The organism is Streptomyces sp. NPDC001933 (assembly GCF_042890955.1).
Classification (GTDB): domain Bacteria; phylum Actinomycetota; class Actinomycetes; order Streptomycetales; family Streptomycetaceae; genus Streptomyces.
Map to the genome: position 1 here is coordinate 43065 of NZ_JBIASS010000025.1, position 20550 is coordinate 63614.

Annotated in this window: 16 protein-coding genes and 2 pseudogenes; 9 read left to right on the forward strand and 9 right to left on the reverse strand. The window is 67.9% G+C overall.

The features are described 5' to 3' along the window. Positions 1-79: 79 nt before the first annotated feature. The 5 genes from ACFYY7_RS38095 to ACFYY7_RS38115 all read right to left on the reverse strand — a co-directional run bounded on the left by ACFYY7_RS38095 (position 80) and on the right by ACFYY7_RS38115 (position 3311). Positions 80-373, reverse strand: coding sequence for an SDR family NAD(P)-dependent oxidoreductase (locus tag ACFYY7_RS38095; RefSeq protein WP_388668705.1), 294 nt, complete (start codon positions 371-373; stop codon positions 80-82). A 25-nt stretch (positions 374-398) separates the two neighbouring features. Next, on the reverse strand, positions 399-1223 hold the full coding sequence (locus ACFYY7_RS38100) for an aldo/keto reductase (protein WP_388668708.1): 825 nt from the start codon (positions 1221-1223) through the stop codon (positions 399-401). Positions 1224-1238: 15 nt separating this feature from the next. Then, positions 1239-1595: a nuclear transport factor 2 family protein gene (locus ACFYY7_RS38105; protein ID WP_388668711.1), complete on the reverse strand. Its 357-nt coding sequence runs from the start codon at positions 1593-1595 to the stop codon at positions 1239-1241. Beyond that, positions 1595-2017, reverse strand: coding sequence for a heme-binding protein (locus tag ACFYY7_RS38110; protein ID WP_388668714.1), 423 nt, complete (start codon positions 2015-2017; stop codon positions 1595-1597). The genes ACFYY7_RS38105 and ACFYY7_RS38110 overlap by 1 nt, the downstream gene beginning before the upstream one ends. An 82-nt stretch (positions 2018-2099) precedes the next feature. Then, entirely contained in the window at positions 2100-3311 is a 1212-nt protein-coding gene (locus ACFYY7_RS38115) for an MFS transporter (protein ID WP_388668717.1), read from the reverse strand. Positions 3312-3419: 108 nt separating this feature from the next. Between ACFYY7_RS38115 and ACFYY7_RS38120 the strand changes: the two are divergent. Then, positions 3420-3728 (forward strand): annotated as a pseudogene (locus tag ACFYY7_RS38120) (MarR family winged helix-turn-helix transcriptional regulator); the annotation flags it as partial. A 1064-nt stretch (positions 3729-4792) separates the two neighbouring features. Here the strand turns inward: ACFYY7_RS38120 and ACFYY7_RS38125 are convergent. Together ACFYY7_RS38125 and ACFYY7_RS38130 are read right to left on the reverse strand one after the other, a co-directional pair. Continuing rightward, positions 4793-5239: an SRPBCC family protein gene (locus ACFYY7_RS38125; protein ID WP_388668801.1), complete on the reverse strand. Its 447-nt coding sequence runs from the start codon at positions 5237-5239 to the stop codon at positions 4793-4795. Positions 5240-6056: 817 nt separating this feature from the next. Then, positions 6057-6485: an ester cyclase gene (locus ACFYY7_RS38130; RefSeq protein WP_388668720.1), complete on the reverse strand. Its 429-nt coding sequence runs from the start codon at positions 6483-6485 to the stop codon at positions 6057-6059. Between the two features lie 473 nt (positions 6486-6958). On the opposite strand from ACFYY7_RS38130, the pseudogene ACFYY7_RS38135 reads away from it, so the two are divergent. The 4 genes and pseudogenes from ACFYY7_RS38135 to ACFYY7_RS38150 form a co-directional block, all read left to right on the forward strand. Then, positions 6959-7099: pseudogene (locus tag ACFYY7_RS38135) on the forward strand (IS3 family transposase); the annotation flags it as partial. Between the two features lie 550 nt (positions 7100-7649). After that, complete coding sequence (locus ACFYY7_RS38140; protein WP_388668723.1) at positions 7650-11324, forward strand: S8 family serine peptidase; 3675 nt, start codon at positions 7650-7652, stop codon at positions 11322-11324. Continuing rightward, positions 11324-11959, forward strand: coding sequence for a hypothetical protein (locus ACFYY7_RS38145; protein WP_388668726.1), 636 nt, complete (start codon positions 11324-11326; stop codon positions 11957-11959). The genes ACFYY7_RS38140 and ACFYY7_RS38145 overlap by 1 nt, the downstream gene beginning before the upstream one ends. A 308-nt stretch (positions 11960-12267) precedes the next feature. After that, positions 12268-13257 carry a helix-turn-helix domain-containing protein gene (locus ACFYY7_RS38150; protein WP_388668729.1) on the forward strand — a complete coding sequence of 330 codons (990 nt, stop codon included), beginning with the start codon at positions 12268-12270 and terminating at the stop codon, positions 13255-13257. 660 nt (positions 13258-13917) lie between these two features. Here ACFYY7_RS38150 and ACFYY7_RS38155 read toward each other — a convergent pair. After that, positions 13918-14823 (reverse strand): alpha/beta fold hydrolase, encoded by a 906-nt coding sequence (locus ACFYY7_RS38155; RefSeq protein WP_388668733.1) that lies wholly within the window; start codon positions 14821-14823, stop codon positions 13918-13920. 92 nt (positions 14824-14915) lie between these two features. On the opposite strand from ACFYY7_RS38155, the gene ACFYY7_RS38160 reads away from it, so the two are divergent. After that, positions 14916-15467 (forward strand): helix-turn-helix domain-containing protein, encoded by a 552-nt coding sequence (locus ACFYY7_RS38160; RefSeq protein WP_388668736.1) that lies wholly within the window; start codon positions 14916-14918, stop codon positions 15465-15467. Between the two features lie 354 nt (positions 15468-15821). On the opposite strand, the gene ACFYY7_RS38165 is transcribed toward ACFYY7_RS38160, so the two are convergent. After that, the gene (locus ACFYY7_RS38165; RefSeq protein ID WP_388668739.1) at positions 15822-16499 is read right to left on the reverse strand and encodes a GAP family protein; all 678 of its coding nucleotides are present in this window, start codon (positions 16497-16499) and stop codon (positions 15822-15824) included. 764 nt (positions 16500-17263) lie between these two features. Here ACFYY7_RS38165 and ACFYY7_RS38170 point away from each other — a divergent pair. The 3 genes from ACFYY7_RS38170 (at position 17264) to ACFYY7_RS38180 (ending at position 20503) form a co-directional block, all read left to right on the forward strand. Further along, positions 17264-17854: a hypothetical protein gene (locus tag ACFYY7_RS38170; RefSeq protein ID WP_388668742.1), complete on the forward strand. Its 591-nt coding sequence runs from the start codon at positions 17264-17266 to the stop codon at positions 17852-17854. Between the two features lie 118 nt (positions 17855-17972). Beyond that, a complete protein-coding gene (locus ACFYY7_RS38175; protein WP_388668745.1) occupies positions 17973-19325 on the forward strand; it encodes a Dyp-type peroxidase in 1353 nt (450 codons plus the stop codon). Positions 19326-19378: 53 nt separating this feature from the next. Further along, positions 19379-20503 (forward strand): catalase family protein, encoded by a 1125-nt coding sequence (locus tag ACFYY7_RS38180; RefSeq protein ID WP_388668748.1) that lies wholly within the window; start codon positions 19379-19381, stop codon positions 20501-20503. Positions 20504-20550 lie beyond the last annotated feature (47 nt).

Here is a 20550-nt window from a genome sequence, read left to right on the forward strand (position 1 = left end):
GTTCTCGGCAAGGTGGCGCCGCTCCTGCTCACCGGGGTCGAGGCCGGGATAGAGCTCGTCGAACATGGCCAGCACGCCGTCACCCCATCGTCGGCCCGGGCAGCACGCAGTTCACCGTGACCCCGGTGCCGGCGACCTCCTGGGCCATGCCGCGGGACACGGCCGGCTGCGCTGTCCTGGTCATCCCGTAGTGGACCATGTCCGTCGGCGTCTGGACGCCGGCCTCGCTGCTGACGAAGAAAAGAGCAGCGACGGAGCAGCGACGACGCGGGGCGACGCGGAGGTACGGAGTTCGAGTTCGGGCTCGCGCGGGCGGGGCCTGCCATCCACGCCCACGCGAGCCGTGGAAACCCGGCGGGACGGCGCGGATCACCGCCCCGCCGGGCTGGTCGGAGGGGTCAGTTGAGCTCGTCCGGGTGGGGGCCGGTGCGCAGGTCGCGGTCGAGGGTGGCGATGGTGGCCATCTCGTCGTCGGTGAGGGTGAAGTCGAAGAAGTCGAGGTTCTCGCGGATGCGGGCGGGCGTCACCGACTTGGGGATGACGACGTTGCCGAGCTGGAGGTGCCAGCGCAGGACGACCTGGGCGGGTGACTTGCCGTGGCGGGCGGCGATCGTGGTGATCGCCTCGTCATTGAGGACGGCGCCCTGTGCCAGCGGGCTCCACGCCTCGGTGGCAACCCCGTGCCGGGCGTGGACGGCGCGCAGCTCACTCTGCTGGAGGCCGGGGTGCAGCTCGATCTGGTTGACCGCCGGGACCAGCTCGGAGCCGGCGATGAGCCGGTCGAGATGCGCGGGCTGGAAGTTGGACACGCCCGCGGCGCGGACCCGCCCCTCGGCGACGAGCTTCTCGATGGCCCTCCAGGACTCGCGGTACAGGTCGCGGGCCGGGGCCGGCCAGTGGATCAGGTACAGGTCGAGGTGGTCCAGGCCCAGCTTGGCGAGGCTGGCGTCGAAGGCCCGCAAGGTGGCGTCGTAGCCCTGGTCGGCGTTCCACAGCTTGGTGGTGACGAACAGCGCCTCGCGGGCGATCCCGGAGGTGGCGAGGGCGCGCCCGACGCCGGACTCGTTGCCGTAGATCGCGGCGGTGTCGATGCTGCGGTAACCGGCCTCCAGGGCGGCGGTGACGGCGGCGGTGGTCCGGTCGTCGGGGACCTGGAAGACGCCGAAGCCGAGCTGGGGGATCTCGACGCCGTTGTTCAGCTTCACGGTGGGGATGGTGGTCATGGTGCGTGTGGCCTTTCAGACGGCACGGGGCGTACGGGTGGAGAGGGTGTAGCGGACGGTCTGGGCGCTGATGAGACCGTCACGGAAGACGAACGTGTCGACGCCGTCGGTGACCTCGTGGGTGGCGTTGGTGGCGGTCCACTGCAGGAACAGCACGTTTCCGGCGAACCGCGGAGTCAACTGCCGGTCGGCGTCGGGGAGATCGGCCAGCAGCCGGCCGATTGCCTCCCGTACGCCCTGGTGACCCGTCAGGGTTCGCTCGGGGGTGACGAAGACGGCGTCCTCGGTGTAGTTCGCGGTGATCAGACCGAGGTTTCCGGTGCCGAGCCGCTTCCCGTGTTCGGCGAAGACCTCCTGCGGGGTGACGGACATCAGGAGAGCTTTTCGACGGCCGTGATGGCGAAGCCGTGGTCCTGCTCGGGAGCGCCGCCGCCGACGCCGATGGCGCCGATGAGGCGGCCGTCGCGGTGGACGGGGACGCCGCCGGCGATGAACAGCAGAGGCTTGTCGAGCGCGGTGGGCAGGGAGTGGAACGGCCCCTCGGGCTTTACGAGGTCGACGAGGTCCGCAGTCGGCGTGTCGAGCTGCAGGGCGGTGTAGGCCTTGCGGGTGCTGGTCTCGCCGGAGACCAGTACCGCCCGGTCGTCCCGGCGGAAGGCGAGCAGGTGCCCGCCCGCGTCGAGGACGGTGATGCTCACGGTGACTCCTGCGGCGTCGGCGGCGCGGCGTGCGGCGGTGACGAGGGCCTCGGCGTCCTGCGTGGTCAGCGGGGCGACGGGGATGGTGGTGCTCATGGCGGATTCCTTCGTGGGTGGGGGATCGGGTGGGGATCAGGTGGGGGTTCGGGCTGCGGCGGCGCGTCCAGATCGGTGCAGTTCAGTGCAGGACGGTTTCCGGCGTGCTCCGGCGCCCGTCGGACCCGGCGACGACGCGTGCGACGGTGCGGGTACGGCGGTGGAGGTGGGCGGCGAGAAGAGCGAGCAGCAGGGCTGTGCCGGAGAGGATGGCGCCGACCCAGTTGGGGGAGGTATAGCCGAGACCCGCGGCGATCACGACACCACCGAGCCAGGCCGCGAGGGCGTTGCCGAGGTTGAAGGCGCCGATGTTGGCAGCGGAGGCCAGGGTCGGAGCGGCCGAGGCCTGGTCGAGCACCCACTTCTGCAGCGGCGGGACGGTCGCGAAGCCGAGGGCGCCGATCAGGGAGAGGGTGATCGCGGCCAGCACCTTGTTGTGGGCGGTCGCAGTGAACAGCAGCAGTGCGGCGGTGAGGGCCGCGAGGGTGGTGAGGAGCATCGGCATGAGCCTGCGGTCGGCGAACTTGCCGCCGAGAAGGTTGCCCAGGAACATGCCGATACCGAAGAGGACGAGCAGCCAGGTCACCGCGCCCTCGGTGTAGCCGGCCACCTCGGTCATCATCGGGGTGATGTAGGTGATCGCGGCGAAGACACCGCCGTAGCCGAGGACGGTCATGGCCATGGCCAGCCACACCTGCACGTTGCGGAATGCCGCGAACTCGGTGCGTACGGTCACCGAATCGGGTCGCCCCGTCTCGGGCACCAGCTTGGCGACGCCGAGGAAGCCGATGACGCCGAGCGAGGCGACGACGACGAAGGTGACGCGCCAGCCGGCGGCCTGGCCGATGTACGTACCGCCGGGGACACCGACGATGTTGGCCACGGTCAGGCCCATGAACATCAGGGAGATGGCCGAGGCCTTCTTCTCCGGAGCGACAAGGCCGGCTGCGACCACGGAACCGATGCCGAAGAACGCGCCGTGCGCCAGGGAGGCCACGATCCGGCCGATGAGCATGACGCCGAAGCTCGGCGCGAAGGCGGACAGTGCGTTGCCGATGACGAACAGCGTCATCAGGAACATCAGCATCTTCTTGCGGGACACCTTGGTGCCGAGAACGGTCAGGAGCGGCGCGCCGAACACGACGCCCAGGGCGTAGCCGGAGATCAGCCAGCCGGCGGCCGGGATGGTCACGCCGAAGTCGCCTGCGACCTGGGGCAGCACGCCCATGATCACGAATTCGGTGGTGCCGATCCCGAAGGCCCCGATGGCGAGAGCCAGGAGCGCGAGAGGCATGGGGAGCTACCTTCCAAGTGCTTGCGTTGGGTGCTTACGTCACATGACAATAGTTGCATACGCCGTATACGGCAAGCGCGCACTGGTGCGACATGCATTTATCGTCGTGTGCAACTATTCGAGCTCACCGCCCTGGCTCAGGGCTGGTGCGCGCTGTCTCTGCTGCACGGAAAGATCGAGTCCCACCTCGAACGGGCCCTGCAGGCCGGTCATGGCCTGAGCGTGCGCGAGTACTCGCTCCTCGATGTCCTCGGCCGCCAGCACGAGGGGGAGGGCCGACACCTGCAGATGAAGCAGGTCGCCGACTCCGTCGTGCTCAGCCAGAGCGCGACGACCCGCCTGGTCACCCGCCTCAAGGACCGCGGACTCCTGGAGTGCTACCTGTGCCCCACCGACCGGCGCGGGATCTACACAAATCGCATGGGTGTCCGCCGCCGGTGAGACCGTCCTGGTGCACGCGGCCTCGGGGGGAGTCGGCTCGCTCGGTGTCCAGATCGCTGTGGCGCTCGGCGCACGCGTGATCGGCACGGCGGCCGCTCACAACCACGACTTCGTACGGAAGCTGGGCGCGGAACCCGTGACCTACGGCCCCGGGACTCGACAACCGTGTCGCACGGCTGGCACCCGAAGTCATCGACGCGGTCCTCGGCTTCGTCGTCGCGGACGCCGTGGATACGTCACTGCGCCTGCTCAGCCGACCGGACCGGCTCACGTCCATCGCCGCCCCCGAGGCTGCCGAGCAGGGCGGCCACTACGTATGGGTCCGCCGGACTCGGCAGACCTCGCGGCGCTCGCCGACCTTGCCGAGGCGGGGAAGCCGGCCGTGCACGTCGAACGAGGGTCCCGCTCGCCGAAGCGGCACAAGCCTGGTGCTCGAACGCCCGGGGACACACGCGCAGCAAGCTCGTGCTGTCCGTGGCGAACGGCTGAGGTGGCCCGGCCGCCGTGTGCGTCCGGCCCACCACCCTGGCCGGACACACGGCAGGTGAACGGGCCCGGCCCTACGCTCCCCGCCGGCAGCGAGACCAAGGGAGTCGTCCTGGACAATCCCATCTGGGTCCGCGTCCAGCACGGCACTCTTCACCCGGTCCCGACGGTGGACGCTTCCGGCCCGTCCTGGGGCTACACCGGCTCCGGCCCCGGCGCCCTCGCCACGCTGATCGGCCGCCTCGTTGATCGGCTGCCGCCTGGACGACGAAGCCGCCCACGCCCTCACAGCGGCAACAAGGGCGACGTACTGAATGGCGAACCAAAGCTGGAGAAGTTCCTCCAGCTCAAGCATCGGATCGGCACCCGGCGCAACCGGCGCACGGGTAAACGGACCGGACGAGCTCAGCCCCGCTCACCCGCCTGCGGTCGGCCGTCCAGCCCCGACACACCACCGCACTCCCAGCATGACTGGATCGCGGTAACCGCCGATTCTCGGTTCAGACAGGCGCCGCGGCGGTGGCCCGCAGGCGGCCGGTCTCTTCCGCAGAACCTCAGACGTTTCCGCCGTGCTCGCGCACCGCGATCCGGGCCAGCTTCGTCAGCATCCATCCGTTACGGACCCCCACAACGTAATCCACCGGGAGACCGTGCATACGGGTGCCAGGGCCCCGCAGGGGGTGCCAGTCGAGAACGAAGAGAGTGTTCTCGCCCCAGGGGATCAAGTTCATGGCAATGCGGGCCGCGCCGAATGGACCTGCCTTCGCCTCCAGTTCGAGGCGACGCTGCGGTTCGCAGATGCGGACGACGCAGGTGTCGTCCAGGGTAAGGGGACCGGCCCCGACGCGGACTTTCAGGCGGGCGCCCACTTCGGGCCAATGCGGGTCCGCGGAGAGAACCTGCTGGGTACCAGTCACCCATTCCCCGTAGCGGTGGCTGTCGGACAGCAGGCCCCAGACCTCGGACGGCGAGCTCAGGATCAGACGGCAGCTCCGGGCCACGCTGATCACGCTCCTTCTGGAGTACGAGGAGTACGAGGGGTACAAGAGATGCTGCCGGTCATGACTCCTCCGGAACGGGCCGCCCGGCAGGCCACTTCACTGCTGCTCGTGTGGAACAGCAGTCGAGCGCACTATGGAACTGCGAAAACCCTTTGACCAGCACCGCTTTTACCACACCATGAACGAACTCATCCCTTCGCACGGCCTGGTCAACCGCTGCTTCCGGTGAGTCCGGTCCATCGCCTCCGAAAGCGACAGCCCGTGGACACCTCCGCTGCTCAGCCGTGGCCTTCCTCGGCCCGACAGCTGGAATCGGCCGTGCCGGGCTCCCTGACCGGCCGTACACGGGCTTGGCCTCCAGCCTCATGCCGACCGCACCACCTCCACAATCCGGAAGGCCCATACGGGGCTGAACCGAGCGGACAGGCTTCCCCGAACTGAAGCTGTCCGGCAGCACCACCGCGCCGCGCGCCAAAGCGCGACCGCACCGTTGGATTCAGCGGATGGAGACGAATGTGCTGCCCGCCCTGCGCGTATCCACTGCTGTACGGGCAGGAGCCGTTCCCGTCCGAACCGCTGCGTGTTCACCCAGCGTCCGAGGTCTTCGCTCTGGACGACGACGTCGCCCGCGGTCGCCGGGAGCGGGCCGCCTGCAGCCACGCTTCGGTGCCACCGGCCCGGAACTGCGGGCTCTCGTTGGTGCCGCCGACCGGTTCCGCGGACCGGTGCCGTTCCGGCACACGGGCGAGCCGGTGTACCGGAACGTCGGAAGAAGGACACTGATGAGCAATCGTCAAACCTGTGGACCGGGTCTGGATCAGCGCTCAGTAACTGCTTGCTGTAGCTGGGCGGCGATTCCCTGCCGGTCGATCTGGATCCAGTACTCGACAATCAGTCCGTCCTCGACGCGATACACCGCACTGGTCACCGCCGTGACCTGCGCGCCCGTCGGCGGATGCTGGCCGACCGTTCCGACGTGCCGCCCGTTTTGGGTCCAGCGGGCGTAGACCCGATCTCCTTCGGCGATGAGCTCGTCCACGGTCAGTGTGAAAGCGCCGTATGCGTCGAGCATCTCCTGAACGTGCTCGGTGTACTGCTGTGGTGTTCGCTCCAAAACCACCGGCGCCTCCGAGACGACCTGGTGAGCCCGGACACGGTCGGCCATGAAGCGACCGGCTCGGTCAGGGTGCAGCCCCGAGCGCACCTGCAGGAGGAACTGGCGGACGGTTTCCTTGGCATTGATCACGGGCAAAGTCTGACATCACGTCCATGCTGCGGCAGTCTCGGGGCGCTCGACGGGGCGACCGTTCTCGAAGCCCGACAACCCCCACTGGACCGAACAGCACGGCGGCCACGCCCACAACGCTGCCCTCCCTGAGCTTCGTGAACGACCGCCCGAAAAATTGGGCCCGCCTTGGCTCCGGCGAAGCGGCCGACGGCGTACCGGCCGACCACCCGACTCACCCGATCCCGCTCAACACACTGCGAACACCCCAACCCGCTGCGCCCCACCGAAGTTCCGGAGACCGCAGGGGCAACCATCCGGGCCGATGGCCTCGTCGCCCTCGGCGCGGGGCACCCTTCTCTGCGGCGGCCCCTGCGCCCCGGGCAGGCAATGAGGTGTGCCTGGACGCCGGCTGCACCCGCAACAACGGCGACGGCGCAGGCATCTGGAAGTGTGCCGACCACACGAACCAGAAGTGGGTCATCCAGCGGGGCCACCTCGGGACCGTCACCGATCGGCAATCACGACGTCTGGCCGGATGGGCGATCGCCGACCACATGCGCACAGAACTCGTCACAGACGCCCCGGCGGCCGCGATCCGGACTCGCGCCGGCCTCGCCGGAGCGGCGATCCACCAACACCCCGTTCAGGCGTTCCCGGCTTGGCCAGTGCTCCCCGATCGCTTACGAGAACTCCTTCCACCCAACAGCAACACCCCTGACTCGAACCGCATGGACGTGTTCAAGTTCCGAGGGCAAGGCCCCTCCGGCGCGGGCCGTGGTCAGGTAGCTTCACCGGCCAATCGCCGGCGACACCGCGCATGCCTGGACCAGGACGCGGGGAACACCGCCAAGGGCGGCAAGACCCCCACCACTTCGGCCGCACCGGTTCGCCCGCTACACCGCATCATCGGCGCAGCTCCACATTCCCGGACGTGGCGCCGACCGGTTTCCCCTCCCCGGCGTTGGCGTTCCTCCGCCGGTCTCCCGGCCGAATGCCGTGGCGGGTCTGCGACATGGAAGAGATCCGCCACTGCCAATCGGTTGTCTCGGTCCGTGCAGAGCCCGAAAGTAACTGCCGAATGCAGCAAGTACTTCTTTCTCACGAAGAGTAGGAGACGCTCATGCATCCGCCGCGCCATTTTCACGGCGAACCCGAAACAACCGCAGCGCAGGAGGCCTCGAGATGAGGCGTCTCAGGCGACGGTTGGTCACCGCGGCCGTCGGCATCACCGTCCTCGGGGCGGTCATGTCGAGCACCGCAGCGAACGCCTCCGACCCGGCTCCGGCTCCGTCTTCCCCCGCTTCCCTCAACCTGCCCGCGTCGGTCCGCGACAGCCTGCTCAAGGCTGACGCCGGAACTCGGGCGGACCTGTCACTGACGCTGGTGACCGGCGACAAGGTGCAGATCGGCCTCACCAAGGACAGGAAGCCGTTCGTCCGTGAGATCAAGCCCGCGACACGGGCTGGGCACGAGTCGGTTCTCTTCCATACCGTCACCAAGAACGACCAGGTCTACGTCGTACCAGAAGACGCGTTGTCGCTGCTCCGTGCCGACGTGCTGGACTGGGAACTCTTCAACCTTGCCAAGCTGGCCGACTGGGCGGCCGAGGGCAAGACCAGCGAGGTCCCGGTGATTGCCACGTACACGGGGAAGACCAATGCCCGGAAGGCGACGACCGCCACCGGTACGACCGCCAAGACCGTCCTGCCGAGCATCAACGGCCGCTCGATGACCATCAAGGGCAACGGCCAGTGGTGGCGAGAGGTGCGGAAGAAGAACACCGGCAAGTCCGCCGCCTCCCTGGCGACCGGCCCGCTGGCCGGGGTGGGGAAGGTATGGCTGGACGAGCTGACGAAGCTGCAGCTCGAGCAGTCCGTACCGCAGATCGGCGCGCCCGCCGCCTGGGAACGTGGCTACGACGGTTCGAACGTGAAGGTCACGGTGCTGGACAGTGGCATCGATGCCACCCACCCCGATCTCGCCGGCCGGATCGCCGAGGCGGTCGACTTCACCAACAGCCCGAGCGGTACGGTGGACCAACACGGACACGGTACCCATGTGGCGTCCACGATCGCCGGCACCGGACAGGCCTCCAACGGGCTGCGCCGCGGTGTGGCGCCCGGTGCGAAGCTCTCCATCGGCAGAGTCTGCGGTCCGGACGGCTCGTGCGCCGGCTCCGCGGTCATCGCCGGCATGGAGTGGGCCGCCAAGTCCGGTGCCGACGTGGTGAACATGAGCCTCGGCGGCGCGCCCTCCGACGGAAAGGACCCGCTGAGCCAAACGGTCAACACGCTCAGCCGCACCTACGGCACCCTGTTCGTCATCTCCGCGGGCAACGCCGGCCCGGACGCCGAGACGGTCGGGGCGCCAGGTGCCGCCGACGAGGCGCTGACCGTCGCGGCCGTGGACAAGAGTGACCAGATGGCCCGCTTCTCCAGCCGCGGACCCCGCGTCGGGGACGGCGCGGTCAAGCCGGACATCTCGGCACCGGGCGTCGCCATCGTCGCGGCCCGGGCCAAGGGCACCGGGATGGGCAAGCCCGTGGACGACTTCTACACGTCCGCCAGCGGCACCTCCATGGCCTCGCCCCATGTGGCCGGTGCCGCGGCGATCGTCGCCCAGCAGCACCCGGACTTCACCGGGCGGCAGATCAAGTCGCTGCTGATGGCGACCTCCAAGGACCTCGGGCACGACCTGTTCGCGCAGGGCGCCGGCCGGGTGGACGTGGCCCGCGCGGTCGATCCGAGGATCACCCCCGAAGCAAACCTGAGCTTCGGCCGAGCCGAGTACCCGCACTCGCCGGTGTCCAGGACGGTCACCTACACCAACTGGACCGACGAGCCGATCACTCTTACGCTCTCCGCCTCGGCTTCCCAGGCGGGCAAGCCCGCACCGGAGGGGCTGTTCACGCTCAGCGCCGGCCAGGTCACCGTGCCCGCCAAGGGCACGGCCGATGTGACGGTGACCATGGACGGCAGGGTGGTGGACAGTTCCGGGCAGTACGGCGCATACACCGGCGTCCTGACCGCCAAGGACGGCGCGGGGACACTGCTCGGATCATCGCGGATCTCGACCTATGTGGAGCCGATCCGCCACGACCTGAACATCAAGATCATTCCTCCGGCCGGCGCCACCGATGTCTCGTACGGCAGCGTGTTGATCGTCCCGGTCGACGAGGACAAGCTGGGCCTGTACGAAGTGCCGCTGACGGTACCGGGCGGCGAGACGGTCAAGGCACGGGTCTTCACCGGCACTGTCACGGCGGCCCTCGGGGTGACGTGGCGGAACGCGGCCGGTGAGCTGCAGAAGGCCGCACCGATGGTGCCGGAGGTGGAGGTCACCGGGGCGACCACGGTGGAGCTGGACCTCCGGAAGGTCAAGCCGGTCAAGGTGAACACCCCGGAGCCGACCGAGACATACCAGGCAGGCATGAAGACCGAACGGACCTCCGTGGACGGAGACTGGGCGATCACGGCGCAGTTGGCCACCGAATACGGTCCCGGTGAACCGAACTGGTGGGCACTGCCGACCGCCGGCAAGGTCAGCCTCGGCACACTGGACTTCCACAGCGAGCATGTCCTCGTGCCGCCGTCAGTGACGATGCAGGTCACGGGGAACGGTGATTCCTTCGACCTGGGCGCCCGCTACGCGACACCGGACACCACCATAAACGGCGGCAACCAGAGGTGGACGAAGGACGGCAAGCCCGTATCCACCCTCGTGCGATCGAAGATTCCCCGACTGCCCTCCAACGGGAAGAAGCGCGTCGTCTACGCGGGCACCGGCTCGGCCGAGGAACTCGCCGACGTCGATGCCAAGGGCGCGCTGGTGCTGCTGAAGCCGACCGACATCTGCGGGACGACCTGCGACTTCACCGCACTTCGCAAGCGAGTGGCGGCGGCCGCCTCCGCAGGCGCGGTCGGGGTGCTGGTGACGGGCGAAACCGATCGGGTCGCCCTGCTGAAGTACGAGTCGTCCCGACAGTACAAGTGCGAAAACGGCTCCGACAGCTGCCCGCCCGTCGATCCGTACGCAGCGCTGCCGATCGTGACCGTACCCCCGGCCCAGGCCGCCACACTGATCCGGCGGATCGAGGGCGGAGCGAAGTCCGGCGTCCAGATCGGACTCGGCGGCAGTCGCGAAGTGTCCAAGGCCTACGCTCTGGCCTTCGACTCCCCTGGTCGGGTTCCCGGCAACCTGCCGTTCCGGGTCCAGTCGCGGGATCTCGACCGTGTCGATCACCGCTTCCACGCCGACCAGCCCGGCGCGATTCCCCACTTCAGCTGGAACCGGATAACCAAGTCCGGTCCGGTGACAGAGGAAACCATGCTGCCCAAGCCGGACAGTCAGCGGCAGTTCACCACGTTGGTCGGGCCGCGGAACGACAACGCAATCGACCGCTTCGAGATGTCCGTAAGGGACTATCTCGCGCCGTCCGTGGCAGGTCCGTCGGGCTCCTCCGAAACTCAGGACCTGGCGCTCGGCAAGAAGAACACGATCGACTGGAACGAGGGTCCGTCCCTTCCCGGCGCGGTGCCCCAGGTCCGCACCAAGTCGGGCTTCACCGCCGACACCGGCCTGCCGTGTGCCGGCTGCCGGGAGGGCGACCGCTTCTGGCCCACCCTGTACCAGACCAGTGGCGGGGGCGGTCGCCAGGCCATGATGGGCATGCTCAACGACACGGGTGTCGCCCATTTGATCTACGGGATCCAGGCCTGTGAGCCCCCCGCCTGCAAGGTAAGCCTATTCGACGACGCCGGCAACGAACTCGAGCAGAAGCTCAACCCGGTCGAGTTCGCCTTCCAGCTCGGCGAGCCCGGCAACGCGTCGGACCTGATGTCGAGGAGCGGGCGGTGATGACCGAAATGGGAAAGGAGACTGCTCCGATGAACGCGGCCGAGCCATCGAGGCGGCGCCGGAAGACGAAACTGGCGGCGGCAGCAGCCGTAGCGATGCTCGCGCTGGCGGGGTGCAAGGCCGACGTCATCTCGTACGATCTGCCTGCGGAATCAGCCCACTACACGTTCCAGGCGGAGACCAACGGGGTCAAGACCGCGTGGGAGTACACGTCCGACAGGCCGACCAAGCCCGACACGCCGACGTCACAGCCGTGCGTCGCGGACGTCGTCGTCAAGGAACCCGGCCCGTGCCGTCCGGAACCGCTCATCTTCCTGCGGTACGACCTGGGCCTGGACCTGGACAACACCGTAAAGGCCAACAAGCCTCACAGCATCACAGTCACCGGCTACTACCAGGATCGGGTCAGCACGCCGCCGACCGTGACCGAGTTGCGGGCGGAGGCCAGCTTCGACGGCGGCAAGACCTGGAAGCCGGTGATCACCAAGGCCGACGGGAAGAACACCTTCACCGCGCGCATCAAGCACCCGAAGCGTGACCAGGCTCCCGAAGGAGTCGCACTGCGGATCACAGCGACCGACAGCGCGGGGAACAACGTCAAGCAGACCATTCCTCAGGCGTACCGACTGCGCTGAGGCGAACCCGATCCGGAGGGAGCACGGCCGGGGCGAGACGTGAGCTTCGCACCGGCCGTGACCCTCGTCTTTCGGCGCAGCCCGCACCGAATGCGGACAGGGACTGCGCCCACAGACCGTTCGCGAGCGACTGCTCCGTACGCGTACCGCTTGATCAGGCCGTTGGTCCGGTGCTGCCTGCACCGGACCAACGGCATACCCGGATCCGCATTCCGGTGGCCTCGCCCTGGTGGCAGAGGGAGGCCGGAGCGCTCCTTCCATGACACACACGCCAGGCCGGAGCACCAACGGAAAGACGGAGAGGCATCATGCTGTCAGACGTGCTGGGACTTACCCCGGAAGAGTCGGACACCTACCGCATTCTGGTCTCGGTGGCCTCCGCCACGCCCACCGGACTCGCCGAACTCATCGGCTGCGACATCCGTCAGGTGGTGGGCATCCTCAACAGGCTCGAAGACCAGGGGCTCGTCGCGCGCAGCCTCGGCGACGCCACTCGGTTCGTTGCCGCGCCACCGGCGGCGGCGCTGCGGGCGCCCCTGATCCAGCGACAGAACGAGCTCAACCTGGCGAAACTCGAACTCGACTCCCTCGACGAAATCTACCGCGCGGCCACTCTCGGGCGCGGCGCAGCGGAGGTCGTCGACGTGATCCACGGCACCGAGGCCATCCGCGAACGCGTCGGACACATACAACTCGGCGCACGGAAAGAGGTCATGAACTTTGTCAAGGCACCGTTCTTTTCGTCCGGCAACATGACCGACGACGCGGTCATCGAGCGGGGTGTCCGTTACCGCGTGATAATTGAACGCTCGATGCTCGATGAGGGAGCTCCGTCGTTCGACGAAATCATCCAGGCGCGGGCTGCTGGAGAAAGGGTCCGGATCGCCGAGTCAGTACCGCTGAAACTCTTCATCGTGGACGGCGAGTTGGCCATTGTTCCACTCCTCGGCTCCAGCAATGCCGCAAAGGCCGGAGCCCTGCTCGTGCACGAGTGCAGCCTGCTCGACGCGCTGATCGCACTGTTCGAGTCCGAATGGGAGAAGGCAACGCCGTTCGTCGCCTCTGCGAGTACCTTGCAGAGCGCGCCCGCCACCGATGATCTGGGTGCACAGATACTCAGCCTGTTGCTGACAGGTCTCACCGACCAAGCGATCGCCACCCAACTGTGCACCTCCATGCGGACGGTGCAGCGCCGGATCCGCCAGATGATGGACATCGCGAAGGTGCAGAATCGCATACAGTTGGGCTTCCGTGCAGCACAGCTGGGCTGGCTCGACGCCGATCAGGACGGCAGTTGACTCCCGGAACACCGGGCCGAGACGGTGGGCAAGTGGCGTTGCAAATTCGCGGCCGAAGGACTGGCCGGCCTGCAGGATGCGCCCGCACCGTGTGATTCATGCTTGCCCACTTCTGCCACGGGGCCACCCGCACCAGAACGGTGGCCCGTCACCACTTGAGGGCCTCCGTCCGGGCGTCGTCGAGCCCGTGCTCGGCCACGGGCAGCGCTGGACCGTCCGGGGCTTCGTTCTCGTCCTCGGCGGTGCCCTGTGCGTCCTGTCTTGATCGAGGTCGTCGAGGCTGTCTTCTCCTGGCCCTGTGGCTGCCGTGCTGAGTTCTTCCTTCTGCTCCGGGGCCCGGAGTGCGGGGCCGGGGGAGTGCGGGCGGGTGCGTTGCGGGCGAGGAGATGCTGCTCCTGGGCGGTGGCCCGTCCGGCGCGGGCACGGTGCATCAGCAAGGCCGAACCGGCGCTCAAGGCACGTTCTGATCGGCGATGGCGATGGGATGCCGTTCCGGCCCGCGCGGTGGGCACTCAACCCACCTGAGGGACGAAGGTGGGCCGGTCCGGGTGTCCGTGTGCCTGGAGCCCGTTTTCGCGTCGTGTCGGTGAGGCCTTGAGCGGCGCGGCGGTGGGTGGGGGAGCGGAGTCGGATACAGGGTGCGGCAGGTGGGTGGTGCTGTCATCGACGCGCTCTCGCGATGAGGTCGTTGACTGCCTGGATCACCGTGTCCGCCCGCTCCTCGTGCAGCCACCCGTGCCCCGCGTCGTCGAGCATCCTCTGCTCTCCTTGCGAAGACTCGGCGGCCAGCTCGGCGTGCAGGGAGCGCTTGCTCTCGTTGATCTCCCGCAGCAGCTCGGCGGGCCACAAGTGGGCCTGGGTGGCGTCGTGCCCCATGGCCGTGAGCACGATGAGCGGCACGTCGGGGGTGGCCGCGGTCTGCCGGAACTCACGGGCGACCTCGTCGTAGAGGTTTTGGTTCTCGCGCGAGGCGACCCGCCAGGTGGCGAGGTGGCACGCGGCCAAGGGCTCGCGCACCGGCTCCGGCCAGGCGGCGAAGTGCTGGATCATCTGGGCGCGGGACTGCTTCAACTGTTCCGCCGTGGGCTCGGCCGTCTCCTGGCTCCCCATCTGATCCAGCATCTCGTCGAGCTGCTCCCGCACCTGCCGGGGTGCGCGGTTGGCCAAGTCCTCGTGGAAGGGGTCGAGCAGGAGCAGGCCGGCCACCTCGTCGGGGAAACGTCTGGCGTAGTGGCGCGCGTAGGCCCCGCCCAAGGAGTGGCCGATCAGCAGGTGGGGGCCGGGAACGCCGGCGGTGTGGAGCAGTTCGCGCAGTTCGTCGGTGACTTCCGCTGCTGTGCGGGGCAGCTCAGCGGGGTAGCTCCAGCCGTTGCCCCCGCGATCGTAGAGGACGCTGGTGGTCAACTCGGCGACGCGATTGTGGATGTTCAGGTAGTCCAGGCTCATCAGTCCCACCCCCGCCAGGAATACCGCGGTCGGACCGCCCGCGCCGGAGCGGTGCAGCATCAGGTGCCGATCGCCGCCGATGTCATGCAGGCGTCCAAGGGGAGGCGGTGTACGTGTCATGGGGTGCTCCTGTGCAAGCGGGTGCGGTGGACCTGTACCTAAGGTTCTATTCTCAAGCGTGAGAACGGTATCAGTTATGAGATCATGTGCCCATGGATACGGTCGACCTGCTTCTGCACCCCGTACGACTGCGCGTCGTGCATGCCATGTCCGGCGGCCGGACACTGACCACCACGCAGTTGTGCGCGCTGCTGCCCGACGTGTCGAAGGCCACCGTGTACCGGCATGTGGGCCTGCTGGCCGACGGTGGCCTGCTGGATGTCGAGGGCGAGCAGCGGGTGCGCGGCGCCGTCGAGCGCCGCTACCGACTGCGGCGCGATCGGGCTGTGATCGACGCCGACGCCGCTGCTTCGGTTCCGCTTGAGGACCACCGGCGGGCGTTCGCCGTGGCGATGGCGACCCTGCTGGCCGAGTTCAACACCTACCTCGACCGGCCCGGCGCCGCTCCCGCCGCCGACCTGGTGGGCTACCGCCAGCACGCGATGTGGCTCAGCCGGGACGAACTCGCCGCGCTGATCGACGAGATGCGCGACGCCCTGGTGCGCCGTATCACCAATGAGCCCTCACCTGAGCGCACCCGCTACCTGATCAGCCCGATCCTGTTCCCCGCCGAGGAACCACCCGCGGCCGGCGGCGAGAACTAGGGTCTGTTCTTCGGTCACGACCGCAGCCGGATGGGGAGCGCAGCGGCGGTGATGGTGCCGAGGCAGACATGCCCTCGCTTGCATATCGGTGGCGACGGCTCTGAACTGCTTGAGCTTGCCGATGGCCCGTTCCACCGTGTTGCGATCTCTGCGCTGGTCCTTGTCGAAGCCCGCAGACCGTCCACCGCGTGAAGTCCGGCGCAGGCGAACAGCCTTGTGGTCGTTCTTCTCCGGAATGACGTGCCGGATGGGGTGCCGTCGGCTGGTCAGAGCAAATGCCGCTTGCGGACCGTCTTCCATGGGTTCTGCCGTACGTCTGTGATCGGACTGCCTTGCCGCGCGCGGGTATGCCGTTCAGGAGGCGAGGATGGAGATACCGTCTCCGAGCAGCTTCAGCCCGAGGACGAAGAAGAGGACTGCCATGACGGCGACATTGTGCTGAGCTGCCCAGTCCTTCCAGTTGCCGAGCGTCGTTTTTGCTCGCTCTCCTCCGAGCAGGAAGACCCCCAAGGGGGCCAGCAGGCCGAGGGTGGCGATCAGGACGAAGACGGCCAGCGATGCGATCTGCTGCCCGACCGGCAGTCCTGCTGAGCCAATCGTGGCACCCGCGGCGATGGTCAATGGGGCGTTCTTGGCGTTGAGTGCGGCCAGGGCCGTTCCGAGTCCGAAGACTTTGACCGGTGTGAGGCGGTCGATCGCGCCCATCCACTTCGGCAGCTGGGCCTGTGAGGGATCCCTGGGGCGCCGGTGCCACTGCCGGGCGCCGAAGAGGACGAGGAGCACGCCCAGAGCGAGCTTGAGGGCTCCTACCCAGGTGGCCGGGTGATTGTGGGCGGAGGCACCGGCGGGGGAGGCGATCAGCAGCATCACCGCGCCCAGTGCCGACAGTCCCAGGATCCAGCCGACGGCGAAGAGCAGTCCGTTCAGACGTCCCCGAGGAGTGGCGAGGACAAGGATGATCGCGATGATCGGGAGCGGGCTGATCGCGACGCCGGCCGCGAAACCCAGTACGTCACCGAGAACCGTGCCCATGATTTCCTCCAGGTGGGGGTCCGGGTGGTGACCGAGTTGAGTGAGGTCAGACGGGAATTGATGCCCCGGCCGTCCGCATGCGCAGCCGCAGGACTGGCATGGATGCGTCCGGGGCGTGTCGTAAAGGCACCGGAACTGGGTCGCCACCTCTCCGGAGAGTGATCCTCAGCGGTCGGTACCGTCCGCTGCTCGGCCCGATCTCTTGGACCGCTGAGCGCTTCGCCGCTCGATTCCGCTCACGGGGCATCCGGAGCAGCGCCACGGGTTGCGTGGTCGGCTATGTCGCTGCCCTCGCTGCCCTCGCTGCCCTCGCCGACCAAGCGGAAGTAGCTGCCCAGAACGTGACGACGATTTCGGCAGGTCGCTCCGTTCCATGGTCCTGCGCCCTTGCGGATCTGTCCTCGGGAGCCTCTTGGAGCGCGAAAGCCTTGGCCTGCCCGTTTCCGCCCTGGTGCCCCATCGGACTCGACAGCAGACCGGCACCCCGAAAAGCTCCCGCCCTCCACCGTGACGGACTGCGGGCAAGGCGCCCGGACGGCAAATCGGGCACGGACCGTAGCCGGCCGGAGTGAGGGCGGCCGAACCGATCAGCCTGAACCGCAGTGCCGGAGTACCGCAACATACCGTCCCCGGGTACCTCCATGGCCCCGGGCCGAGGATGCGGCGCGATGCGTATGCGGTAAGGATGAACAGGTGAGGGCGATGGCGCCCCATATACGGGCGCTTGGCGACCCTCGCACCGATCCGCGGCAGGAGAATCTCCCATGACTGCGACGACGGGGGCAGCCCAGTCGGCCCAGCCCGAGCGCCCGGGCAGGAAAGATGGAGTCTGCAGCGAGTTCACCGTCTTCACCAGGATTAAGCCGGGCCACGCCGATGCGCTGCGTGAGGATCTCGCCGCGCTCGCCGACTCGACGGCTGACGACGAAGCCCGTGCGGCGCTGCGCCAGATCGGCACCCTGCACGACGCACGGCACGTGATCTTCGACAACGACACCCGATTCATGTTCGCCAGCGTCTTCGACGGCTCCTGGGACACCTACATCGACGACTTCGCCAAGACGGTGGTCGGGGCCCGCTTCGACAAGGTCTTCTCGCACACCGAAGGGTTCCCCGGCGTAGCCGATCCCGGGGTGAAGGACTGGTTCGTCTCCCAGCAGGAACCTGCGGGAGTCTTCGTCAGCTCGTACCCAGACCTGACCGTTCAGCAGATCTGGAAGGACCAGCGTGTGGACGAGGCGTTCCAGGAGGTGCTGGACACCCCCGAGTTCCGGGCCGCGCTGGACAACCCGGCGAACGCCGAGTTGCTGGCCACGCCCGCCTTCCAGAAGCTGATGGAGGAAGCCGCTGCCTAGAACCCGGACACAGCCAACCCTCACAGCCGACCCAACACCGTTGGCCCCGCGTCGACGCACGTCGGTCGACTGCTGTGGAGCTGTCCAGGCAGAGACCTATGCGGAGGCAAAAGCAAACATGAACACGGCGGACAGCAGCAGCGCAGCCGGCATGGGCGTCGAGATCGACGACGTCCAGAGCGGAGCACTGCGTCCACGGCCGGTGCCGTACCAGGGAAAGTTCATTTTCCTGCGCGTCGACGACCGCCACGCCGGGCGCGCCCTGCTGCGGCGGCTGCTCCCGTTGACCTCGGGCGGCCTGCCCGGCGTGGACCGGAGCCAGAACGCCTGGGTGGCTGTGGCGCTCACCTACCAGGGACTGAGAGCCCTGGGGGTGCCCCAGGAGTCGCTGGACAGCTTTCCGCAGGCGTTCCGCGAGGGCATGGCCGCTCGGGCGGAGCTGATCGGGGACACGGGCGAGAGTGCACCGGCCCATTGGGAGGCACCGTTCGGAACTGGCGACGTTCACATCGCCCTGAGCGCCCTCTCCTCCGATACAACGCACTTGGACAAGGAGCTGGAGCGGGCCCGCGTCGCCTACCAGGACACCCCCGGTGTCCAGGTGATCTGGCAACAGGACGTCCACCAGCTCCCGACCGGTCGTACCACCTTCGGATTCCGCGACGGCATCAGCCACCCCAACATCGACGGAGTCGGGCTGCCCGGCTCCAACGCGCAGGAAGCCCCCATCAAGGCCGGCGAATTCATCCTCGGCTACCCCGACGAAACCGGCAGCCTGCCGCCCATGCCCATCCCCGACGCTCTGGGACGCAACGGAACCTACGCGGCCGTACGCAAGATCCACACCAACGTCGCGGCCTGGCGCCGATACCTGCGCGCGAACACCTCCAGCGCCCAGGAGGAGGCACTTCTGGCAGCAAAGATGGTCGGACGCTGGCCCAGCGGAGCGCCGCTGACGCTGACCCCGGAACACGATGACCCGGAGCTGGCGTCCGATCCACACCGTGTCAACAACTTCCTGTACCGGGAGAACGACGACCGCGGGTTCCGGTGCCCCGCCGGTGCGCACATCCGGCGTACCAACCCCCGCGACTCCACCATCATCGGCGACGCAAGAATGCACCGCCTCATCCGCCGCGGCACCACCTACGGCCCACCGCTGCCCGAGGGCGTACTGGAGGACGACGGCGCCGAACGGGGCCTGGTCGGAGTCTTCATCGGAGCCCATCTGGAGCGACAGTTCGAATTCATCAAGGCCGAGTGGGTCAACGACGGCAACTTCATCGGCTACCCCGGCGAGAAGGATCCGGTGGCCGGGCACCATGACGGAACCGGCAGCGCCACCATCCCGGACAAGCCGATCCGGCGCCGCCTGCAGAACCTGCCCAGCTTCGTCGTCACCCGCGGCGGCGAGTACTGCTTCCTGCCAGGCCTGCGCGCCCTGCGCTGGCTTGCCGAGCTGGAGGACTGACGGCACTTCCTGCCCCCGAGACCAGCCACGGTCTTTGAGAAGAGGTCGAAGTCATGGCAGCACAGTTCGTCCCCTACACGCCGGACATCGAAGAAGACGACCCGCACTTCGACCGCAACGTCCAGACGGTGATCGAAAAGACCGAGAGCTACATCACCGAGTCAGTCAAGGCCGGTGGCACCGGACGGGCCCTTCGCGACGCGCACGCCAAGGGCTACGGGCTGGTCCGAGGGGAAGTGGAGATCCTGGACGGGCTTCCCCCCGAGTACGCCCAAGGCATCTACGCGACACCGGGAACCCACGATGCACTCATCCGCTTCTCCAACGGCTCGCCCCACGCCGGAGCCGACGCACGACTGGGCGCCGCCACCGGACTGGCACTGAAGATGTTCGAAATCCCCGGCCCGACCCTGCTGGAAGACGAACCGGACACGGGCACATTCGACTACGCCAACATCAACGGACCGGTCTTCTTCTGCAATACAGTCGAGCACTACCTGTTCATCCAGGAACTGTTCCTGAACGCGCCGGCCTACTTCTCCCAGGGCCGACCCGGCGCACATCGTTTCTTCACCGAGTTCGTGACCGGGAAGGGAACACTGGACCAGGACAACTGGGCCTGGGACGAGTTCCTGGCCTTCCTGCGCCTGTCCAAGACGCCTCCGGCAAACCTGCTGCTGTCGAGCTACTGGACGATGGGTGCGGTCAGGCACGGCGACTACATCGCCAAGGTGCGCATCACCCCCGATCCGTCCTCCGCCGCCGCGGTGGTCAGGCGAGCCATCGACCCGACCTCCGCGCAGGAGGTCTTCCGGCCGGCCCTGCAAGCCGAGCTGCAAGAACGCCCCTACGCCTTCGACATCCAGGTCCAGCTCTGCACCGACCTGGAACGCATGCCGGTGGAGGACACCACCGTGGAGTGGGCAGAACAGCTCTCGCCGTCCGTCACAGTGGCGAAGCTGCGGCTGCCGCAGCAGGACATCTCCGGCCCGCAGAACCTGGAGAAGATGGACTCACTGTCATTCACCCCATGGCGGGTCACTGCCGAGCACGCACCCCTGGGCAACATCATGCGGGCCCGCAAGGAGGTCTACCGGCACTCCTCCATCGCGCGCCACAAGCTCAACCAGCAGCCGCGCACAGAGCCCCGCAGCGCCGACGAGGTGCTTGGCGCTTGACCGGGCAGAACGGCGAGCCGGTCGAGGCCGGGCACTCGAATGGACTG